This window comes from Candidatus Limnocylindrales bacterium, assembly GCA_035571835.1.
Taxonomy (GTDB): domain Bacteria; phylum Desulfobacterota; class Binatia; order UBA1149; family CAITLU01; genus DATNBU01.
In genome coordinates this window covers 1-18714 of record DATNBU010000041.1, presented here as the reverse complement: position 1 = coordinate 18714, position 18714 = coordinate 1, and the positions used below count along the sequence as shown (strand labels likewise).

The 18714-nt window shown below is 65.2% G+C and carries 13 protein-coding genes; 8 read left to right on the top strand and 5 right to left on the bottom strand.

Features of this window, described 5'->3' with window-relative positions; all coding sequences use genetic code 11:
* Nucleotides 1-20: 20 nt before the first annotated feature.
* Nucleotides 21-815, bottom strand: a complete 795-nt coding sequence (locus VN634_19390; GenBank protein ID HXC53060.1) for a glucose 1-dehydrogenase — start codon at nt 813-815, stop codon at nt 21-23.
* A 128-nt stretch (nt 816-943) separates the two neighbouring features.
* On the opposite strand from VN634_19390, the gene VN634_19385 reads away from it, so the two are divergent.
* Nucleotides 944-2398, top strand: a complete 1455-nt coding sequence (locus VN634_19385; GenBank protein ID HXC53059.1) for an FAD-dependent oxidoreductase — start codon at nt 944-946, stop codon at nt 2396-2398.
* A gap of 68 nt (nt 2399-2466) precedes the next feature.
* Here the strand turns inward: VN634_19385 and VN634_19380 are convergent, their stop codons facing one another.
* Nucleotides 2467-4989, bottom strand: coding sequence for a DUF6351 family protein (locus tag VN634_19380; protein ID HXC53058.1), 2523 nt, complete (start codon nt 4987-4989; stop codon nt 2467-2469).
* Between the two features lie 5 nt (nt 4990-4994).
* On the bottom strand, nt 4995-6875 hold the full coding sequence (locus VN634_19375; GenBank protein ID HXC53057.1) for a hypothetical protein: 1881 nt from the start codon (nt 6873-6875) through the stop codon (nt 4995-4997).
* Between the two features lie 289 nt (nt 6876-7164).
* Here VN634_19375 and VN634_19370 point away from each other — a divergent pair, with 289 nt between their 5' ends.
* The 5 genes from VN634_19370 (at nt 7165) to VN634_19350 (ending at nt 15782) form a co-directional block, all read left to right on the top strand.
* Complete coding sequence (locus VN634_19370; protein HXC53056.1) at nt 7165-8139, top strand: glycosyltransferase family 2 protein; 975 nt, start codon at nt 7165-7167, stop codon at nt 8137-8139.
* Between the two features lie 49 nt (nt 8140-8188).
* On the top strand, nt 8189-8668 hold the full coding sequence (locus tag VN634_19365; protein ID HXC53055.1) for a hypothetical protein: 480 nt from the start codon (nt 8189-8191) through the stop codon (nt 8666-8668).
* Nucleotides 8669-8728: 60 nt separating this feature from the next.
* A complete protein-coding gene (locus VN634_19360) occupies nt 8729-10870 on the top strand; it encodes a glycogen debranching N-terminal domain-containing protein (GenBank protein ID HXC53054.1) in 2142 nt (713 codons plus the stop codon).
* Nucleotides 10871-11005: 135 nt separating this feature from the next.
* Nucleotides 11006-11488: a hypothetical protein gene (locus VN634_19355; GenBank protein HXC53053.1), complete on the top strand. Its 483-nt coding sequence runs from the start codon at nt 11006-11008 to the stop codon at nt 11486-11488.
* A 238-nt stretch (nt 11489-11726) separates the two neighbouring features.
* Complete coding sequence (locus VN634_19350) at nt 11727-15782, top strand: membrane dipeptidase (protein HXC53052.1); 4056 nt, start codon at nt 11727-11729, stop codon at nt 15780-15782.
* Between the two features lie 8 nt (nt 15783-15790).
* On the opposite strand, the gene VN634_19345 is transcribed toward VN634_19350, so the two are convergent.
* Nucleotides 15791-17092: a cytochrome c peroxidase gene (locus VN634_19345; GenBank protein HXC53051.1), complete on the bottom strand. Its 1302-nt coding sequence runs from the start codon at nt 17090-17092 to the stop codon at nt 15791-15793.
* Entirely contained in the window at nt 17092-17541 is a 450-nt protein-coding gene (locus VN634_19340) for a hypothetical protein (GenBank protein ID HXC53050.1), read from the bottom strand. Before VN634_19340 ends, VN634_19345 begins: the two co-directional genes overlap by 1 nt.
* 104 nt (nt 17542-17645) lie before the next feature.
* Here VN634_19340 and VN634_19335 point away from each other — a divergent pair, with 104 nt between their 5' ends.
* Complete coding sequence (locus VN634_19335) at nt 17646-18200, top strand: DUF4136 domain-containing protein (GenBank protein HXC53049.1); 555 nt, start codon at nt 17646-17648, stop codon at nt 18198-18200.
* Between the two features lie 40 nt (nt 18201-18240).
* Nucleotides 18241-18714: LLM class flavin-dependent oxidoreductase (locus VN634_19330; protein HXC53048.1), on the top strand; the 474-nt coding region annotated here is incomplete at its 3' end.

Here is an 18714-nt window from a genome sequence, read left to right as displayed (position 1 = left end):
CACGGCCGCGTGATTCCGCTTCAGAGCCCGCTCGGCATCTTCATCGGCCAGTTCGATGCGACCGTGCCGCCGTCGATCTCGTAGACCTTGCCGGTGATCCAGCTCGAGGCGGGAGACGCGAGATAGAGCACGCCGAGCGCAATGTCTTCGGGCGTGCCGAGGCGGCCCATCGGCGTCATCGCGATCATGTCATCGCGCACGGTCGGCGACGCGTTCAGAAACATACCGAGCGCCTCGGTCTCGGTCGCGCCCACCGCGAGCGCGTTCACGCGGATGTGAGGCGCCCATTCGCACGCAAGAAGACGCGTCATGTGCGACAGCGCTGCCTTGGCCGCGCCGTAGGCGACGAAGCCCGGCTCGACCATGTACGACATCGCGCTCGAGATGTTCACGATCGACCCGCCGCCTGCAGCGATCATGTGCGGCGCACAGAGTTTGGACATTTGCAGCGCCGTACCGACGTTGAAGTGGAACGACGCGGCGAGGTCGTCCGGATCGAGGAACAGCGCGGGTCCCGGCGCCGTACCCCCGGCGTTGTTGACGAGGATGTCGATGCGGCCGAACTCGGCGATCGCGGCGTCGGCCAACCGTCCGAGCTGGGCGGCGTCGTTGACGTCGGTGACGATCGGCAGCACGCGTGCGCCGGTGCCGGCGATCTCCGCGGCGGCATCGTCGAGAGTGGACGCGGTGCGGGCCGCGATCACGACGTGCGCACCGGCCTCGGCGAGCCCGAGCGCGCTGCCGCGGCCAATTCCTGCACTTGCGCCGGTTACGATGGCGACTTTTCCGTCGAGCCGAAATCGATCGAGAATCATGGGGCTCTCCTTTGCCCGGGCCGTCGCTCCGAGGCAACGCGCGCACGCCGGCGCCGTGCGCATCGCTTCTCGCGAGATCTGCGATCTTCCTCTACAACGGCGCGCCGGCCGGACCGGGCGAACAGCCGATGACGATGAAACAGCAGACGAGCGCCTCGGCGGCGCGGCGCGCGCGGGACGTCGCCGCGTGGGACAACGAAACCGACGTCGTCGTGGTCGGCTTCGGCGCGGCCGGAGCGTGCGCGGCGATCGAAGCCGCCGAAACGGGCGCCGACGTGCTCGTGCTCGAGAGATCCGGCGGCGGCGGCGGAACGTCGGCCATGTCGGGCGGCCTCATCTACATGGGCGGCGGTACTCCGGTGCAGCAGGCCTGCGGCTACGAGGACTCTCCCGACGAAATGTTCGGCTTCCTCATGGCCGCGCTCGGGCCCGAGCCCGACGAGTCCAAGATCCGCCTGTTCTGCGACGAAAGCGTGTCGCACTTCCACTGGCTCGAGGCGCACGGCGTTCCGTTCAAGCGAAGCTTCTATCCGGAGCCCGGGCTCGAAGCGCCGACCGACGACTGCCTGGTCTTCTCCGGCGGCGAGGACGGTCATCCGTTCGACCGCATCGCGAAGCCGGCTCCGCGCGCGCACAAGCCGCAGCATCCGGCGGCGGCCGGCGGCTTCCTGATGCAGAAGCTCGTCGCGGCAACCGAGCGAAGCGGTGCAGCGATCGTCTGCGACGCACGCGCCGATGCACTGATCGTCGAGGACGACGGCAGCGTGGCGGGCATCGTCGTCCGTCACGATGGACATGATCGCGTGGTGCGTGCGCGGCGCGGCGTCGTGCTCACCGCCGGAGGGTTCGTCAAGAACGAGGAGATGGTCGCGCGGCACCAGCCGCGCATCGCCGCGTGCAGCTTCAAGCTCGGCGTCGACGGCGACGACGGCCTGGCGATCCGCATGGCGATGGCGGTGGGCGCCGACGCGATCCGCATGGACGCCGCCGAGGTCGCGCTGCCGCTGACGCCGCCGCGCCGGCTCGTGCGCGGCATCGTCGTCAATCGCCACGGCCAGCGCTTCATCAACGAGGACACCTACTACGGGCGCGTCGGACAGGAAGCGCTGTTCCGCCACGACGGGCAGGTGTTCCTGGTCGTCGACAACGCGATCTACGAACGCAACGCGCTCGGCTTCGAGGCGACGTTCGTCGAGGAGACCATCGAAGAGCTCGAACGGAGTGCCGGCTTTCCCGAAGGATCGCTGCAGGCGACCGTCGAGTACTACAATCGATTTGCCGTGCGCGGCGAAGATCCCGCGTTCCACAAGGTGCCTGCCCTCGTGCAGCCGCTCGTCGAGCCGCCTTTTGCGGTCATCGACTGCCGCCCGGACAAAGTGCTGTGGGCGACGTTCACGCTCGGCGGCCTGCACACGAAGCCAACCGGCGAGGTGCTCGATCCGGATGGCAACGAGATCGCCGGCCTGTTCGCAGCAGGACGCACGACGTCGGGCATCGCAGCCTACGGCTACTGCAGCGGCATCTCGCTCGGCGACGCAACGTTCTTCGGCCGCGAAGCCGGCCGCCGCGCCGCCGCGAAATAACTACGGAAAAAAAATGGGGACAGGTACATTTACGCGCTGCGTAAATGTACCTGTCCCCTTTTCAGCAGCTACTCCGACACCGGCGCATCACCGAGCGGTCTTCCACCATAGATGACCGCGCCGCCGGCGGCGTCGTCCTGATACGTCTGCCACGGAATCGTTCCCTGCTGATCGACGCCGGGCTTCGAGAAGTCGCAGACGCCGTCCGGGAACACCGCCTGCAGCCGTGCCCATTCCGAATCCATGAACGGGATCGGCCCGTAGTTGTCGCTCCGACTGAGCGGCTTAAGCTGGCACTTGTTGGTGTCGGTCGTCAGCGCGTCGCCGGCCACCATGCGCGGCGTGCGGAACGTCGTCACGACCGCCTCGCCGCAAAGATCGTCGGTCAGCTTGTCGCCTGCACCGTCGTAGCAGCGATCGGTAAGGTCGGCGGGCTTGTCGTCGATGATCTTCTGTGCGAGCGGCTTGTCGGTGCTGTCCGCCTTGACGGCCGTCAGCCACCGGTCCATCGCGATGAAGCTGTTCTTCACGCACTGCGCGTCGGCGAACAGCGCGACCGGCCCTTCCCAGATCAGCTGGTTGGCGTGCGTGCCGTGCTCGCGATCGAGCCGCGCCCGCATCGCGAACGCACGATACGCATCGTGGAACGCGCCGGGATCGGGTCCGCGGCAGTCGATGATCGCGGTCTGGTCGAGGTTGTTGCCCTCGTTGATCAGGCCGCTGCGGTACGCGTTGGCAAGCGCCGGCCTGGTCGCGGCGATGCGCTGCGGAATCGGATTGACGTCGACGTCGAGCCCGCCGATCTTCTCGTTGAGGTCGACGAACTGCGACGGCGTGATCAGCGACTGCTGCAGCGCCGTCAGCCCGTACTGCACGCCGACGTTGTCGATCGGAACCCCGGCGAATCCGTGGCCGAGCGCCTGCTCGTTCGCAGACCAGTCGGCCGGCGGACGCGGGCCGAGAATGCTGATGGCGGCGTCCTGGATGTCGCAGCGTACGCCGCCCGGATTGGTCACGGGATCGTAGCGCTCGGCGTCGCTGACGCCGGCGCACGGATCGGTCGGAACCGCCACGTGGAACTGCGCCGCATCGCTGACTTCCGAGTTGACGATCGAGATGTGTCCCTGCACGTCCGCCATCTGCGACGGCAGCCATGCGATGCCGAGTCCCCACTTCGACGGATCGGTGAAGTACGCAAGCGTCAGGTGGTAATCGAGGAACTGCGTTGCGGTGCCCCACGCGTCGGGGAACGAGCAGCTCGGCAGAATGCCCTGGTAGAATCCCGGATACGCATTGCCGATCCACTGGATAGCGAGCGAGCCGCCCGAGCAGCCGGCACCGATCGTGTAGTCGAGTTCGCCGAGCTCTTCGACGAGACGTTCCCTCGCCATGATCAGCGATTCGGCCTGCACGGCGACGTTGCAGTTGTGGCCGCTGTTGTCGAGAGCCGTCGACATCGTCGCGTAGCCGAGACCGAGCGCGTACTCGGCGGTGCCGGCGGTATCGGCGACGGTCGCACCAGTCGTAACGCCAGGAGCTGATCCGGTCTGATGTTCCACGCCGCACGACGCGCCGTGCATGATCAGCAGCTTGTGATTCCACTGCGGCTGCGGTTCCCACGGCGTCCACGGCTGGTTCGGCTGGAACAGCGTCGCGATCTGGTACTGGTCGCGGTCCTGATAGCCGGTCTCGAGACGGACGATGAACGGCACCGTCACGCCGCGGTCGGTGGTCGTATCGGCGACGTCGGTCGGAGGGCTCTCCGGGTCGTACGACTGCAATCCCTGCTTGGTCGGATCGCTCGACTTGTAGAGGTACGTGTAGCTTGCCGGCTGGTTGCACTGCGCGTCGACCGCATCTGCCTGGCAGATCCACGGCTGGATCTGGGGACCGGAAAGGATCGGCCCACCGCTCGGATGATTGGTGATCGTGAGCTCGCGCTCGGCGCCGGGCATGCGCGCCGTCACGACGTTCGGTCCGAGCGCGAGGTTGGTCAGCAGTCCCACGTAGCGTCCGTTCGGCCGCATCGCGAAACTCGAGGTGACGTCGTCGCCGTCGACATCGACCGTAACCGTCGATGGATCGATGCCCGCGGGGATCACGACCTCGACCAGCGCATCGCCGCTGCTGACGAGATCGGCGCGGTTCGACAGCACGCGGACTTCACTCGCCGAACAGCTCGGGCCGCTACCCGGCAGCGGAGAGCCGTCGCAGACGCTCGAGCAGTCGCTCACCGTTCCCTCGAGCGCATCGCATCGCGCCGTGTCCCTCGCGATCTTGCACTTCGTCCCGGATGATGTCGCCACGCAGCACGTGACCGCGCCGGGCCGTCCGCAGGTCGACTGGGCGGAACACCGCTTCACGTACGAAAGGCACGTGCTGTCGGACAATGCCGCAGTCGCCTGCTCTTTCGCGCAGCGCGCGTAATCGCGTCGCGTCGAGTTGAAGCAGTCGCAATTTGCCGCGATCAGCGCACGGGCGCTGGCGATGTCGCTCCTGTTCGGCTCCGCAGCCGGATCGCAGGCGTAGCCTGCGGACGCGTGGACCAGAACAGACAGAAGAATCGTAAACAGAGCGGATGTTGTTTTCATTGGCTTCACAGTGTCTTGAGGTATTCGATGATGGCGGTGCGTTCGTCGTCCGTCAGCACGTCGGTGAATTCGTGCCCGCTGTTCGACTGGCTGTACATGCGGGTGTTGTAGATTTTGCGGTCTTCGATTTGCTGGTTCGTCAGCGTCGGCGCGAGCACCGTGCCGAGGATGTTCCAGGACAAGGACCCGTTCGCGAACATCGTCGACATCCACGATTCGAGGAGCGGCGTCGCAAACGGATCGGCCGGATCGCACTCGAGATACGGCGTAACCTCAGGCGACCCGCACGCGAGGTCGTCGTACTTCCACCCGAGCTTTACCGGGTCGTATCCGCGCGCGAGATCGCTCTCGTAGCCCATGACGACTCCGTCGCGCGCGGGCTTCGACAGGCGGCGCCAGAACAGCGGACGGTCCGACGACTTGAGAACGCCCCACACGTCCGGCACCGAGCCGTTGTGGAAATACGGCGCCGAGGCCCACACGCCGTACAGCGGCTGCGCCAGGTATCCGATGAGGTTGTATTTCTCCGCGCAGCCGTCCTGCCCGTAGTACGTGAACCAGCTCGCGGCGGCCGCGCCTTCGACGGCTTCGCTGTTGCCGTCCATTCTTGCCGGGTCGGTGTTGATGATGTCGATCGGCGTCACGTTGGCCGCGATTCCCGTCAGCAGCGGCGTTGCGAGGAACTGCGGCTTCTTTGCGAAGCGCGGCGAATAGGCGCCGTGACAGCTTGCGCATGAGCCGTTGCCGCCTTCTGGACGCGGCACCGGATTGGCGCGCTTCGAGTCCCACAGGTTGAGCCGGTGAAACAGCTTCGCGCCCTTTTTCGCGAGCCGTTCGTCGATCGCCATCGGGTAGACGGGCGACGTCAGGCTCAGCATCCACGTGTTGGCTGCGTAGTCGTGGTCGTTGATCCAGTCGTAGCCTTCCTGGAAGCTCGGCGTCGCCGCGCCCGGCATGTACCACGACAGCTCGATGCGCGTGGAATCGCTGCTCATGCCGGCGTCGTAGAACTTCGCGGGCCGGTGTCCGAGGTTCCACCAGTTCGGCGGGTCTTCGCTTCCGGTGTTGCCCGACGTCCACAGACCCGGATTCTCGACCATTCCCGGCAGCGTCGTGTTGAAGTCGAACAATGTGAGCAGTCCGAACAGCTGGAAGTTGGTGATGTTGCCGCTGCCGCGTACGCGATTCAGGCTCATCACCGTGAATCCGTTGCTCGCGCTTCCCATCTCGGTGAGCAGCAGGTTGACGTCGGTCAGGCCGTTGTTGCCGTTGAGAGGTCCGAGGCCCGGTCCGTCGGCCGCATTTCCGACCTGACCGCTGTGGCAGACCGAGCATGTGATGCCGACGTTGCCGGTCCACGATCCGTCGGCATTGCGCGTCTGCGTAAGCGCCATCGGCAGCTGGCCGGAGCCGCCGTCGGTCAGGTTCGGGTCTTCGCCGGGGAGCGGGTACGGATTGCGCACCGAGCTGAGCGGGGTTCCGTAGCGCTCGGCGACGAGCTCGTCATAGTCGGCCGGCCGCTCGAGCAGTCCCCATCGAAACCACAGCGAGTTGTACTGGTCCGACGAGATCGACCATGAGCTGCTCGAATGGTCGCCGCTGAACTCCCATCCGGCGCCCGGCAGGCCGTCGCCGCGAAGCAGTCGGCCGCCGAGGGCGCGAAGCTCGCGCAGCTCTCCGCAGGTTGCCGGCTGGCGTCCCATGCACGAGTACCACGCGACATTGAACGCCACCGCCTTGTCGGTGGTGGGAGTGACGAGCGAGCGCGGGTCGGGAGGCAGAGGCGTGTCGTCGGGCTGGTCCTGGCAGAAACGGAACCAGTAATGACCGCCGTGATCGCTGCCGAGGAGCTCGCCGCCGGCAGAGGCTGGACCGACGGTACCCAAGAGCAAACAGATAGATACGACGACGTTGCGAGAACGAGCTTGAAGGTCCACGGAGCCGCTCCTTTCGGGCACGCAAGGGAGCGCGACTTGCGGTCCGCGAACGCCCTCACGCCAAGCCCCCCAGTTACAACGGACTGTCCGCGGCAGGCCTGCGCCCCACGCATGCCTGCCCCGATTTCTATCTACATTGTTGTAACTGACGCTTTGTCAGTGAGCGAGAGGGTTGGCGCGGAATTTTGCCGGGAGCCTGCTTTGACCGCCTCCCACCCGGCGGGTACCTCTGCCGGGCGTGCGCAGAGTCGACATCGTCATTCCGGCCTACAACGAAGCCGCGTCGCTCCCGGCGCTGGTGCATCGCGTGTTCGCGGTGATGGCACCGCTCCCGTACCGGGTTCGCGTGCTCGTCGTCAACGACGGCAGTGACGACGACTCCGCGATCGTGCTCGCTGCGCTCACGGCCGAGGATTCTCGCGTCGGAGTCATCCACCTGTCGCGCAACTTCGGCCATCAGGCCGCGCTGACTGCCGGCCTCGATGCGGCCGACGCGGATGCCGTCGTCATGCTCGACGCGGATCTCCAGAAGCCGCCGGAGGTGATCCCGCGCTTCCTCGCCGCGTGGGAGAACGGGGCGGAGGTAGTGCACGGCGTACGCAATCCGTCGCGCGTCGAAAGCCTCTTCAAGCGGCTGACGTCGCGCGCGTTCTACCGCCTGCTGAACAAGCTGTCGGATGTGCCGCTGGTCAACGACGCGCCGGATTTTCGTCTGCTCGACGCCAAGGTCGTGCGCGCCGCGCGCAACCTGCGCGAACAGGACCGCCTGCTGCGCGGGCTCGTCGCGTGGGCCGGGTTCCGCCAGGTTTCGATTCCGTACGACGAAGCGCCGCGCGAGCACGGGCAGACCAAGTACAGCCTGATGCGGATGGCCGCGCTCGGCCTCGCCGGCGTTCTCAGCTTCTCCCGGCTGCCGCTGCGGCTGGCCACACTGGCCGGCTTTACAGTCTCGATGCTCGCGTTTGCCTACGGCGCATACGTCGGCGTGATGCACGGATTCTACAAGGCGCCGATTCCCGGCTGGACGTCGCTGGCAATCCTTGTCTCCGCCTTGTGCGGCGCACAGATGATGTTCCTCGGCCTGATCGGCGAGTACCTGGGACAGGTGCTCATGGAGACCAAGGCACGACCGCTTTACCTGATCCGCGACATGATCATTCCGCCGCTGCAGGCGGCCGGTTCGACCGGCTCCGGACACAACGACGCGCAGTGACCGGCTCGCGTGATTTCCAACGGAGCAACCGAACGTCCATGATCCGGCGATGAACCATCCCCGCGCTCGATCCGCGTCACGCGTGCAGATCACCCTCGCCTTCGTGCTGATCGGCGGCATCAGCGCGATCGCGACGACAAGGCCAGCCTCCGCGTCGAGTCTCGAAGACTTCGGCCGCTGCCTCGCGCGCAAAGGCGCGACGTTCTACGGCGCTTCGTGGTGTCCGCACTGCAGCGCGCAGCGCCGGACGCTCGGCGATGCGATGCAGCACGTCCGCTATGTGGAGTGTTCGGTCGACGGCCATCACGACGCGTCGGCGAACGCATGCACGGCTGCGCACGTCGACGGCTATCCGACCTGGATCTTCGCGGATGGCTCGCGCGAGTCGGGCGAACAATCGCTCGCCGACCTGGCGTCGAAGACAGGTTGCACGCTGTCTTCCGGAAACGGCGCCGGCACTCCCAACGCGAAGAAGCCGGATGATTCCGGTCACCCATCGGGACCGAAGATCATCGAAGTGCCGCACTAAGCCCGCAAACGGGTCACAGCACGCCGCGAAACTCCGGCGCACGCATGATACCGGAAGCCGATGCCGGTCGAGATCGTCATCGGACCGCCGCTGCTCAGCATCAACTTCGGCGCCACCTTCATGGTCACTGACCTCGGTGGTGAGATTCAGACCAGCAGCGAACAGGGAATCTTCTGCGGCGATACCCGTTTCGTTTCCTATTACGCCATCTCCGCCAACGGCGTGCCGTGGCAGCGGCTGACGTCAGCGGCCACCAAGTACCATGCAACCCGGATCGTGCTGACCAACGGCCACGTCGCCACCGAGGATGGCGGAATCCCTGCCGGAACGCTCTCGCTCACGATCAGCCGCGGAATCGGCGAAGGAATTCACGAAGACCTCGACCTGATCAACCACGGACAGGCCACGGTACGCTTCAACCTCGAGATCGCGATGCGCTCGGACTTCGCCGACCTGTTCGAGGTAAAGACGGGCGAGCTCGTACGCCGCGGACGGATCGTCACCGAATGGCGACCGCGCCGCGCCGAGCTCGAGACGTCGTACGTGAACCGCGACTTTCGTCGCAGCCTCGTATTCCGCCTGCGCAGCAGCGGCTCGACGCCGCACTACGCGAACGGCCGCATCACATTCGACATCGAGCTGGCGGCAGGAGCCGCGTGGCACAGCTGCTGCCACTACCTCCTCGAGCGCGACGGATCGAAGGAGCTCGAACGCGAGTGCTATCACCACGAGGAAGAGACCGAGCAGGACCGCCTCTATCGCGAGTGCCTCGGTGCAGCGACGAAAATCACGACCGTCAACGAGGAAATCTACCGTCTCTATCGCCAGTCCGTCGAGGACCTGACCGCACTGCGCCTGTACCAGGGCGACGACCTCATGCCTGCCGCCGGCGTGCCGTGGTTCGTTGCGATATTCGGCCGCGATGCGCTCATCGCCAGCCTGCAGAGCATGATCGTGCACGCCGCCATGGCGCGCGGCACGCTGAAGAAGCTGGCCGAGCTGCAGGCGAGCGAGATCGACGACCATCGCGATGCCGAGCCGGGCAAGATCCCGCACGAGCTGCGCGTCGGCGAGCTCGCGCATTTCCGGCTGATCCCGCACACCCCGTACTATGGGACGGCCGATGCAACGCCTCTCTATCTGATCGCGCTGCACGAGACGTGGAAGTGGCTCGGCGACGACAGCCTGCTGCGCGAGCATCGCGATACCGCGATGCGGTGTCTCGAATGGATCGACCGCTACGGCGATCTGGATGGTGACGGTTTCCAGGAATACCGGACGCGGTCGCAACAAGGCTACGAGAACATGGCGTGGAAGGACGCCGGCGACGCGGTCGTCTACGCCGACGGCCGTCAGGTCAGGCAACCCAAAGCGCTATGCGAGCTGCAGGGCTACGTCTTCGACGCATGGCTGCGCATGGCGGAAGTCTTCGACATGCTCGGCGACTGCGCGATCGCCGGCGACCTGCGCGCAAAAGCTGCCGCCCTTCGCTTGGCATTCGAAGAGAAATTCTGGTGCGAAGAGCTCGGGTTCTACGCGTTCGCGCTCGATCCCGACAAAGCGCCCGTCACGAGCATCGCATCGAACCCCGGCCACTGTCTGTGGAGCGGCATCGTTCGCCCCGACCGCGCGGAACGGGTGGTCAAACGCCTGCTCGAACCCGACATGTGGAGTGGCTGGGGCGTTCGAACGCTGTCCGCCGGGCATCCGGCATACAACCCGTTCTCGTATCAGCGGGGATCGGTCTGGCCTCACGACAACGGCATCATCGCGATGGGCTTCAAGCGCTACGGTTTCCATGCCGAAGCGGCAAGCGTGGCCCGCGACATCTCGGAGGCCGCGAGTTTCTTCATGAGCCATCGCCTGCCGGAGCTCTATGCCGGCGTCGAGCGGCAGCCGGGGACGTTTCCGGTGCTCTATCCGCAGGCCAACGCGCCGCAGGCATGGGCTGCAGGGACGGTGTTCCACCTCCTGCAGGCGATCCTCGGCGTGCGCGGCGATGCACCGGCCGGACACCTGTACGTCGACCCCGCCCTTCCTTCCTGGCTTCCCGAAATCGAGCTGCACGGAGTCTCCGTCGGTGCCGCGCGCGTCGATCTGCGTTTCGTGCGCGAAGACGATCGCACCGCCTGGAGCGCCGACGTGCGCGATGGAACGATCGACGTCGTCCAGCAGGCGTGGTCACCGTGGCATGTCGAGTAACGCTCCCTGCACGCCGGCGTCAACGCAGGTCCTCGAGCTTCGCTCGGCGTGATGCGCAAAGAGACCGGCTCCGCGATGGCGTCCTTCTCCGCCGGCAGCGCGAGTGATACACCCGCGCTCCGGAGGCCTCGATCCATGCGCAATCGCACCCCGTCGTTTTTCCTTCTCGCCACGTCGCTGTTCGCCTTTGCCGTTCCGGCCGGCGCCGCGGCAATCGGTGGCTGCATCCCCGGGGTCTATCTGGTCCGGGAAGGCAGCGGCACGCAGAGCCTGTGGAGCTTCTCGACAGGCGGCACCATTCACTCGACGAGCTCGGCGCAGGGCGCGCTTCACTTCGGCGACGGATACGGCGCGTGGAAACAGGGGCGTGGCCAGCAGGTCCGCTCCACGTTCGTCGACTTCAGTTACAATTCCTCCCCGATCGACGGCGGGTTTCCGCCGACTTCGGTTGCGCGCGTGGATGCCGTCTCGACGTTTTCCGAACGGTGCGCCGAGATCCACGGCACGTTCGAGCTGCGCTTCTTCGATCCCGCCAGCGAGGATCCGCTCGACCCTGCGACGGACGCGGGCGGAACGATCACGGACACGTTCACGGGCCGAAGGGTCAGTGCCGAGTAGAAGAGGTCCGATCGTCGATTCGATTCCGTTCGCTCACAGATGATCCAGTTCACACCCGGCAGTTTTCGAGCATCGCTGCCGCGCGCAGTGTCACTTCAAAAGTTCTTGCGTTGGCCGATGCCGGGGGCGTAGAGTCCCGCCAGCGCATTCCTGTGCGCGTTCGCGATTGCCTGCTCCACATCGGTCGCTACACCGCAAGTCCTCGCTATCGCGCGCGATTGTTCGAAGGAGGAATTCCGTGAGCAAGAACCGCTTGTCTCTTTCCGCAGGGTGCCGCGCCATTGCCGAGGTCCGACCGCGCATCACGAAGCTCGTAAGCGCTCACGTTCTGGGGTTGCTCGCCCTCTCCGTCATTTCCGCGACGACCGGCTCGGCGCAGGTCGGCAGCAGCGGCTTCGAAACCGGACCCGACACTGCTGAACTGTCGTTCAGCGCGAATGATGCCGACGGACTTCTCTGGTACGCGACCAACGAGCGCAGCACGCCGAACAGTGGCGTGAGGCGAATCAGGACCACGCTGGCCGCGCCCGCGGCGGAAGGCAGTTTCTACGCGCTGCTGCAGGCGGACCCGGGCGCATACGCCGGCGCGCCACTCGGCATCAAGGGGCCGTTTGGCGTTACCGGTGCCGGCCGGATCTACGCAACGTTCAACGTCACGCCGGACGCGGATTACACGCTGACGTTCCAGCACGCGCAGGGCGAGCTCCATTCGGTCTGTCGCGGCGGGACGAACAACGGCAATACGTGCGTGTCCAACCTGGACTGTCCGGGGACGCTTGCCGAGTGCAGGGAGGATCCGAATCTCTCGATCGTCGAAGTCGTGGACATGGACGGCGCGCGTTTCTGCAGCGGTGGTTCTCGCGCCGGTGCATTGTGCGGCAAGGATTCGGATTGTCCGTCGAGCAGCTGCGGCGGCGTACCGGCCGACATCGACCCCGCGGACAGCACGCTCGAGCAGCACGCCTTCGTGACTCCACAAGGCACGGCGTGGCGGACGGAAAGTTTCCATTTCCGAGCCGGGCCCTTCACGACGACGATTGCCGTCGCGTTCGCCGTCGCAGGCGAATCCGGTGCAACCGCCGCGTTCGACGACCTCAGGATTCGCAACCGGTCGGCCCATTTCACGTGTTACAAATCCCGGTTCGACAAAACAGCCGGTCCTGGGTTCGCAGAGTCACCGCTGCCGCAGATGTTGTGCACGCCAACCGAGAAGAATTTCGAAGGTCTTGCCAACGAGGTCGATCATCTCACCGGTTACAAGGCCAAGGTACCGTTCGAGCCTGCGATCTCCGAGCAGGTCGTGAACCAGTTCGGTACGATCTTCGTCGACGCGCTCAAACCCGACCTGCTGATGGTTCCCAGTCTGAAGCTGCTCGGCTCGGCTCCAACCCCGGGCTACACGTCGGATTCCACCGACGAGTTCCAGTGCTACCGCGTCAAGCTGTCCGCCGGAAACACGTTTACGCCGATCGCCGGTGTGAACATCGAAGATCAGTTCGGCGATCATCTGGTGAACGTGCTCAAGCCGCGACGACTCTGCATGCCGGCCGGCACCGTCGCCCATCCCGAGTCCAATCCCGACGACATGCTGATGTGCTACCAGATCCGGCCGACGGTCAAGACGAAAAGCCCGAGTGCGACCAACGACATCTACGTGAGCAACAGGTTCGGTACGCAGCCGTTGTCGATTGCCGTTCCGAGGGAACTTTGCGTTCCGTCCACGCGCACCGAACCGTGCGATGACGACATCTACTGCACCCTGGACAAGTGGGTCACGTTCATTCCCGAAACCGAGCCCGATGAACCGACGGCCGATCCGGAGACGATCTGCGTCCACGAGATGCGCTATGGCCCGGCGTTCGGTACGTGGAAGATCGACCCCGACAGCGGCCAGAACATCAGTCCCTGCTGCGAAGACGACAGCGACTGCGACGACGGGAACCCCTGCACTTTCGATCGCTGCTACTCGACGGCGCACCAGTGCGTCTTCGAGGATCGCGATCCGGCAACGTGCGGAACCACTCCCGTTCCGCCATTCGATCCCGGGCAGATCCTGCCTTGCGGGGCGGACGAACAGATCGGGGGAACGCGTGCCCTGCCGTGCAACGGGACCGGCCCGATGGGCGAGCTGTGCGACCTGTCGTGCATTCCGGGCAGTACGGACGGCGACGCCTGTCCTCCGGACGAGCGCTACCAGCTCCCGGATCACGTCAACTTGACGGGATACGCCGATATCCACGTCCACGCATTCGCAGAAGAAACTTTTGGCGGCGGGTGGACGTACGGCAAGGTGCGACCGGGACTTCTCAACGAGCAGGTCTGCGACGGCGGACACGCCGGAGATCACGGTACGATCCACACCATTCTGCCCATCCTGAACAAGGTGGCTCAGTGCGAGCTGAACAAGGGAAAATTCTTTCAGGTTGCAGGGATTCTTGGCGTGTCGGTCCTGGCCGACGCTCTTGGCTCTCGAATCATGTCGGAGATGTTCTCGAAGACCGAAGGATCGGCCGGCGACTCCGGCCGGCATTTCGATCGCTACAGATCACCATCGGGCTGGACCCGCTGGGACAGCATCGTTCATCAACGCGTACGGCGGGACGACCTTTACAAAGCATGGCAGAACGGCTTCCGCCTGATGGTCGTCGAGTTGACCGGCCAGACAGCCCTCTGTGAGCTCATCGGCCCGAGCCCCGGAAACAACTGCAAGGAAATGGGCGACGAGCATGCGGACGTCGAACGTCAGATCGTGGATGCCAATGAGTTCGTCGCCGCAGAGGAGGCCGCCGCACAGAGCCAGAACAAGAAGAGCTGGGTACAGATCGTAACGACTCCGGCGGAAGCGATGCTCGCCATCTCACAGAAGAAACTGGCGCTGGTGCTTTCCTTCGAGACCACCGACCTGTTCGGCGGGATGGTGAGCACGCCGCCGACCTTGCCGGAGATCCAGGCTGCCGTGGAGAGTTACAGGATCAAGGGCGTGAGCATGATGCACATCGTGCACATGACCGACAGTCCGTTCTCCGGAGCCGCACAGGCGGACAAAACTGCCCAGCTCCTCCAGTTCATGGACAACCCCCAGGGCCCGAGCTTCGAGTGTCAGGACGAGGACTGCGCAGGCAAAACCGTTTACGGCTTCAACGTGTGCCAGGATCCGACGGACGACTTCTGCAAAAACGAGATCGGCCTGACCCCCGCGGGAGAGATGCTGGTCGATACGCTGATGGAAAAGAAGATGCTCATCGACATCTCGCACACCTCCGAGAGGGCGATGCGTCGACTTTGGGAGAAGGCGCGCGACAATCGTTACTATCCGATGCATTTCTCGCACACGCGATTCCGCGAAATCGTCTCGCCCGAAGACGCCACCGAATACACCGTGCCCGCGTGGATGGTGCAGCGTGTCCGTCGCCTTGGCGGCATCATCGGAATTCGCCCGAGTCCTTCCGAGGTTCGCAGCTACAGCACATCGGCGACGGTAGCCGCCCCGCGCGTCGCCAATGACTGCGCCGGCTCGAGTCGCTCTTTCGCGCAGATCTACGATTACGGATTGCGCGGGCTCAAAGTGCCGATGTCGATCGGCACCGACCTGAACGGTCCGGCCATGCACTCCCGGCCTCGTTTCATCAACAACTCGTTGCCGGGAAAGCCGCGCTCGAATCGCAACGGCGCCTGTTCGGCAGGCTTCCGTGCGGAGGGAATCTGCCAGAGCCAGGCGCAATCCGATCAGGCCAGGCTGGGCACGCGCTTCGACACGGTTGGAGTTGCCGATATCAGCTCGCTGCCCGACCTCATGGAAGACATGAAGAGACTCGGCCTCGGCGCCGATGTCGATCCTCTTCGCTACCGCTCTGCAGAGGAATTCGTGCGCATGTGGCTGCGCGCACGCGATGAAGAGCCGACCGGCCCGCGCGTCGGCCCGGCCGACCTCGCCAACGACGTGGACGTGTCGGGCATCAACGACTACGTGCCCATCGGCACCCGTGAGGAAATCTACGGGAAGAAGTGCTTCCAGCGCTACTGCCCGGAATCCGTCGAGCTCGGGGGAGAATGCAAGTTCGACGAGGAATGCAAAAGCGGTCTCAAGTGCGGCGGCATCGGGCTGTGCGGTACCGTCAAGGGAAAGTGCGTCTGCGACGACGACGAGGACTGCGGCAGCGACAAGTTCTGCAAGAAGGGCTGGCCGATCAACGCCGTGGACAACGAGTGCCTTGCCAAACGGGAAACCGGCGCGAGATGTCGGAAAGACGTATGGTGCGTCTCCGGCGACTGCCATCTCTTCAAATGTACCTGAGGTCGCGGTTACTCCTTGTGTCGTGTCGCGGCCCGTCGCCCGAGCGGCGGTCCGAGAAGCGACGGACGGATGGGCGCGCCCGTCAGCGTATTCAGAAACGACACGAGATCGTCGATCTGCGCGCCCGAAAGCTGCAGCGGCTTGAGGATCCTCTCGCGGTGTCCGAAGATCGATCCGCCCAGGGTCGAATAGAAGACCGCAACGTCGCGGAGGGTCGTGATGCGGCCGTCGTGCATGTAGGGCGCGGTCTGTGCGACGCTGCGCAGCGTGGGCGTCTTGAACTGACCGATCGCCTGCGTCGACGGCCCGCCGGCCTCGGGGACGAAACGCACCAGAGCTCCGGAGGTCGAATCGCTCAATAACCCGAGCCGGTTGAATGGATCGGCCACGACCAGGCGATAGCCGCCGGCGCGGCCGGGATCGCGCCGCATGTATCCGGACGGCCGTCCGAGGTCATGAAATTCCCGATCGGTAAAGTTGGGGCCGCTGTGACAGATGCTGCACTGGCCCTTCCCGACGAACAGCTTGAGCCCCCGCTGCGCGGATTCGTCGAGCCCGCCGGGACTGGCCGCTCCGGCACGCAGGTCTCTCACGAAACGATCGAACGGCGAGTCGGTGGAGATCAATGCGCGCTCGTACGCCGCAATCGCCTTGCCGAGATTGGAGAAGACGCGGTCGATGCTCTCGCGATCCGCCTTCGTCATCGCGAGCCACGCGAGATTTGCCGGTTCGTCCGGAGTCGGCGGCGTCGGCTTCGCGACGCGAGGGAACCGGAGCGCGTCGTCGAGGTCGGGCAACGGTCCGAAAACCCGCTCGTACCTGCGTTTCAATCGCCGGTCGTTGCGCACGAGCCTCGCATAGCCGAGGCGGTTCCCGTTCATCTCGACCGGATTTTCCATCGGTCCGAGAGCCTGCGCCCACATCGAATCGGCGCGTCCGTCCCAGAAGAACCATCGTCCGTAGGCAATGTTCCAGAGCGACGGCACGTTTCTCGGAAACCTCGCGTCGAGGGTTCCGACGTTCCGACCGTTGCTCCAGTCCCGTTTCGGGTCGTGGCAGGTTGCGCACGACACGATGCCCGAGGCCGAACCGCGCGTATCGTAGAACAGACGCTGACCGAGCCGTGCTGCGCGCCGGCTCGTCGCGACGGCATTGCTCGGATCGTCCGGTACCGGCGGCAGCGGAGAATGGCGCAGGATCTTTTCCATTTCCGCCGGCGTGAATGCCGCAGACGGTGGCGTCTCGCCGATTGCGGGACTCTGCGACAGAACCAGGATCACGAACGAGGCCGCGGCGGTCCGCCGGTGCATCAACGGAGCTCGACGTCGAATGTCGCGCGGTCGCGCTTGTCATCGTCCATCACGTCGATGAAAAGCTGCCAGTGCCCGGTCATGTGGAGCAGCATTCCATCGACGTTCCAGACGCCGTCGCCGGCCGGAGTGACCAGTGGCGCCAGCGGCATCCCGTGCAGGTGCTCGGGCATCCAGCCCCGAACCTCGATGCGGCGCCCGGACGGAGATGCCGTCCGCGTCGACGAAGACGCGTCGGGTTCGACATACACGCGGATCGCGAATGGTTCGTCGAGCGGGATCGGGTCGGGGCGCGGCTCGTAGCGCACGCGCAGATGCTTGCCGGCGGTTGTGGCGGTCCTCGCGGAGACAGCACTTGCGCTCGAATCAATGGCGAGCGCCCGGGCCGTGGTGCAGACGACGGTGCCAAGTGTCATCCACAGCGCAAGAACGAGGCGAAATGCCGGCATCTGCACCCGATACCACGCCGTCGCACTTCGGAAAAGGAGGCCGACGTCGGCAGCAGAGGGGATCCGCGTTGCGCACTCCCCTCCAAACGCATAGTCCAGTCCGCATGAACGCAGCTTTCCGAACACTCGTCTCCCTGCTCGCCGCCGCGACGCTCAGCGCATGCTCGACGGTAAGCGTGACGACCAGCTACGATCACTCTGCGGCATTCGGAACGTACAAAACCTATTCCCTCGCGCCGGGACCCGATGGGCGCAAGCTGCCGACGTGGTGCGAAATGGCGCTGCGCAAATCGATCCGCAGCGGGCTTGCCGCACGCGGCGTCGCCGAAGCAACCGACGCCGAGGCCGACCTCGCGATCGTCTGGCACGTCTTTCTGACCGACAAGATCTCCGCGCAGGAACGGGCCGACTCGAGCTTCGGAGGCAACTGGTCCTATGCATACGGCGCGTACACGTCGTGGAGCGGCGCACCGTCCAACTTCTCCAATGCCACGCCATACCCGGACGGCACACTGATTCTCGACGTCGTGGACATGAAGACGAAGAAGATGGTTTTCCGCGGTACGGGGACCGCCGTCGCCATGGGTCCGGAACGCGGCGCACGCAACATCGAGCAGGCCGTCAAGGAAATGATCGCGGCGCTGCCGGCCCCGCGCTGAGACGATTCGCACGACCGGCATCGCAAGGAGACAGACCCCGATGAAGTACGGAATCATGTTCGCCAACGCCGGTCCGTTCGCCAATCCGGAGCTGTTCTCCCACCTGATGACGAGCGCCGACAGCGCCGGCATCGAGTCGGCATGGACCGTCGAGCACGTCTTCGTTCCGCGCAACTACGAATCCACGTATCCGTACGCGCCGGGCGGAAAGATGCCGGGGCCCGAGAACTCACCGATCCCGGATCCGTTCGTTGCGCTCGCATACGCAGCGGCGATCACGAAGAAGATCCGGCTCGCAACCGGCGTGCTGATCCTTCCGCAGCGCCATCCGGCTTACGTCGCCAAGGAAGTCGCTTCGCTCGACGTGCTGTCGGGCGGGCGCGTGACGCTTGGAATCGGCGTCGGCTGGCTCAAGGAAGAGTTCGATGCGCTCGGCATCTCCTTCGACGATCGAGCGGCGCGCACGCGCGAAACCGTCGATGCCATGCGCAGCCTGTGGTCGGGCGGACCTTCG

Coding starts and splice junctions, on each gene's coding strand:
- VN634_19390 (HXC53060.1), bottom strand. CDS start 815: ATGATTCTCGATCGATTTCGGCTCGACGGAAAAGTCGCCATCGTAACC.
- VN634_19385 (HXC53059.1), top strand. CDS start 944: ATGACGATGAAACAGCAGACGAGCGCCTCGGCGGCGCGGCGCGCGCGG.
- VN634_19380 (HXC53058.1), bottom strand. CDS start 4,989: ATGAAAACAACATCCGCTCTGTTTACGATTCTTCTGTCTGTTCTGGTC.
- VN634_19365 (HXC53055.1), top strand. CDS start 8,189: ATGAACCATCCCCGCGCTCGATCCGCGTCACGCGTGCAGATCACCCTC.
- VN634_19360 (HXC53054.1), top strand. CDS start 8,729: ATGCCGGTCGAGATCGTCATCGGACCGCCGCTGCTCAGCATCAACTTC.
- VN634_19355 (HXC53053.1), top strand. CDS start 11,006: ATGCGCAATCGCACCCCGTCGTTTTTCCTTCTCGCCACGTCGCTGTTC.
- VN634_19345 (HXC53051.1), bottom strand. CDS start 17,092: ATGCACCGGCGGACCGCCGCGGCCTCGTTCGTGATCCTGGTTCTGTCG.
- VN634_19340 (HXC53050.1), bottom strand. CDS start 17,541: ATGCCGGCATTTCGCCTCGTTCTTGCGCTGTGGATGACACTTGGCACC.
- VN634_19335 (HXC53049.1), top strand. CDS start 17,646: ATGAACGCAGCTTTCCGAACACTCGTCTCCCTGCTCGCCGCCGCGACG.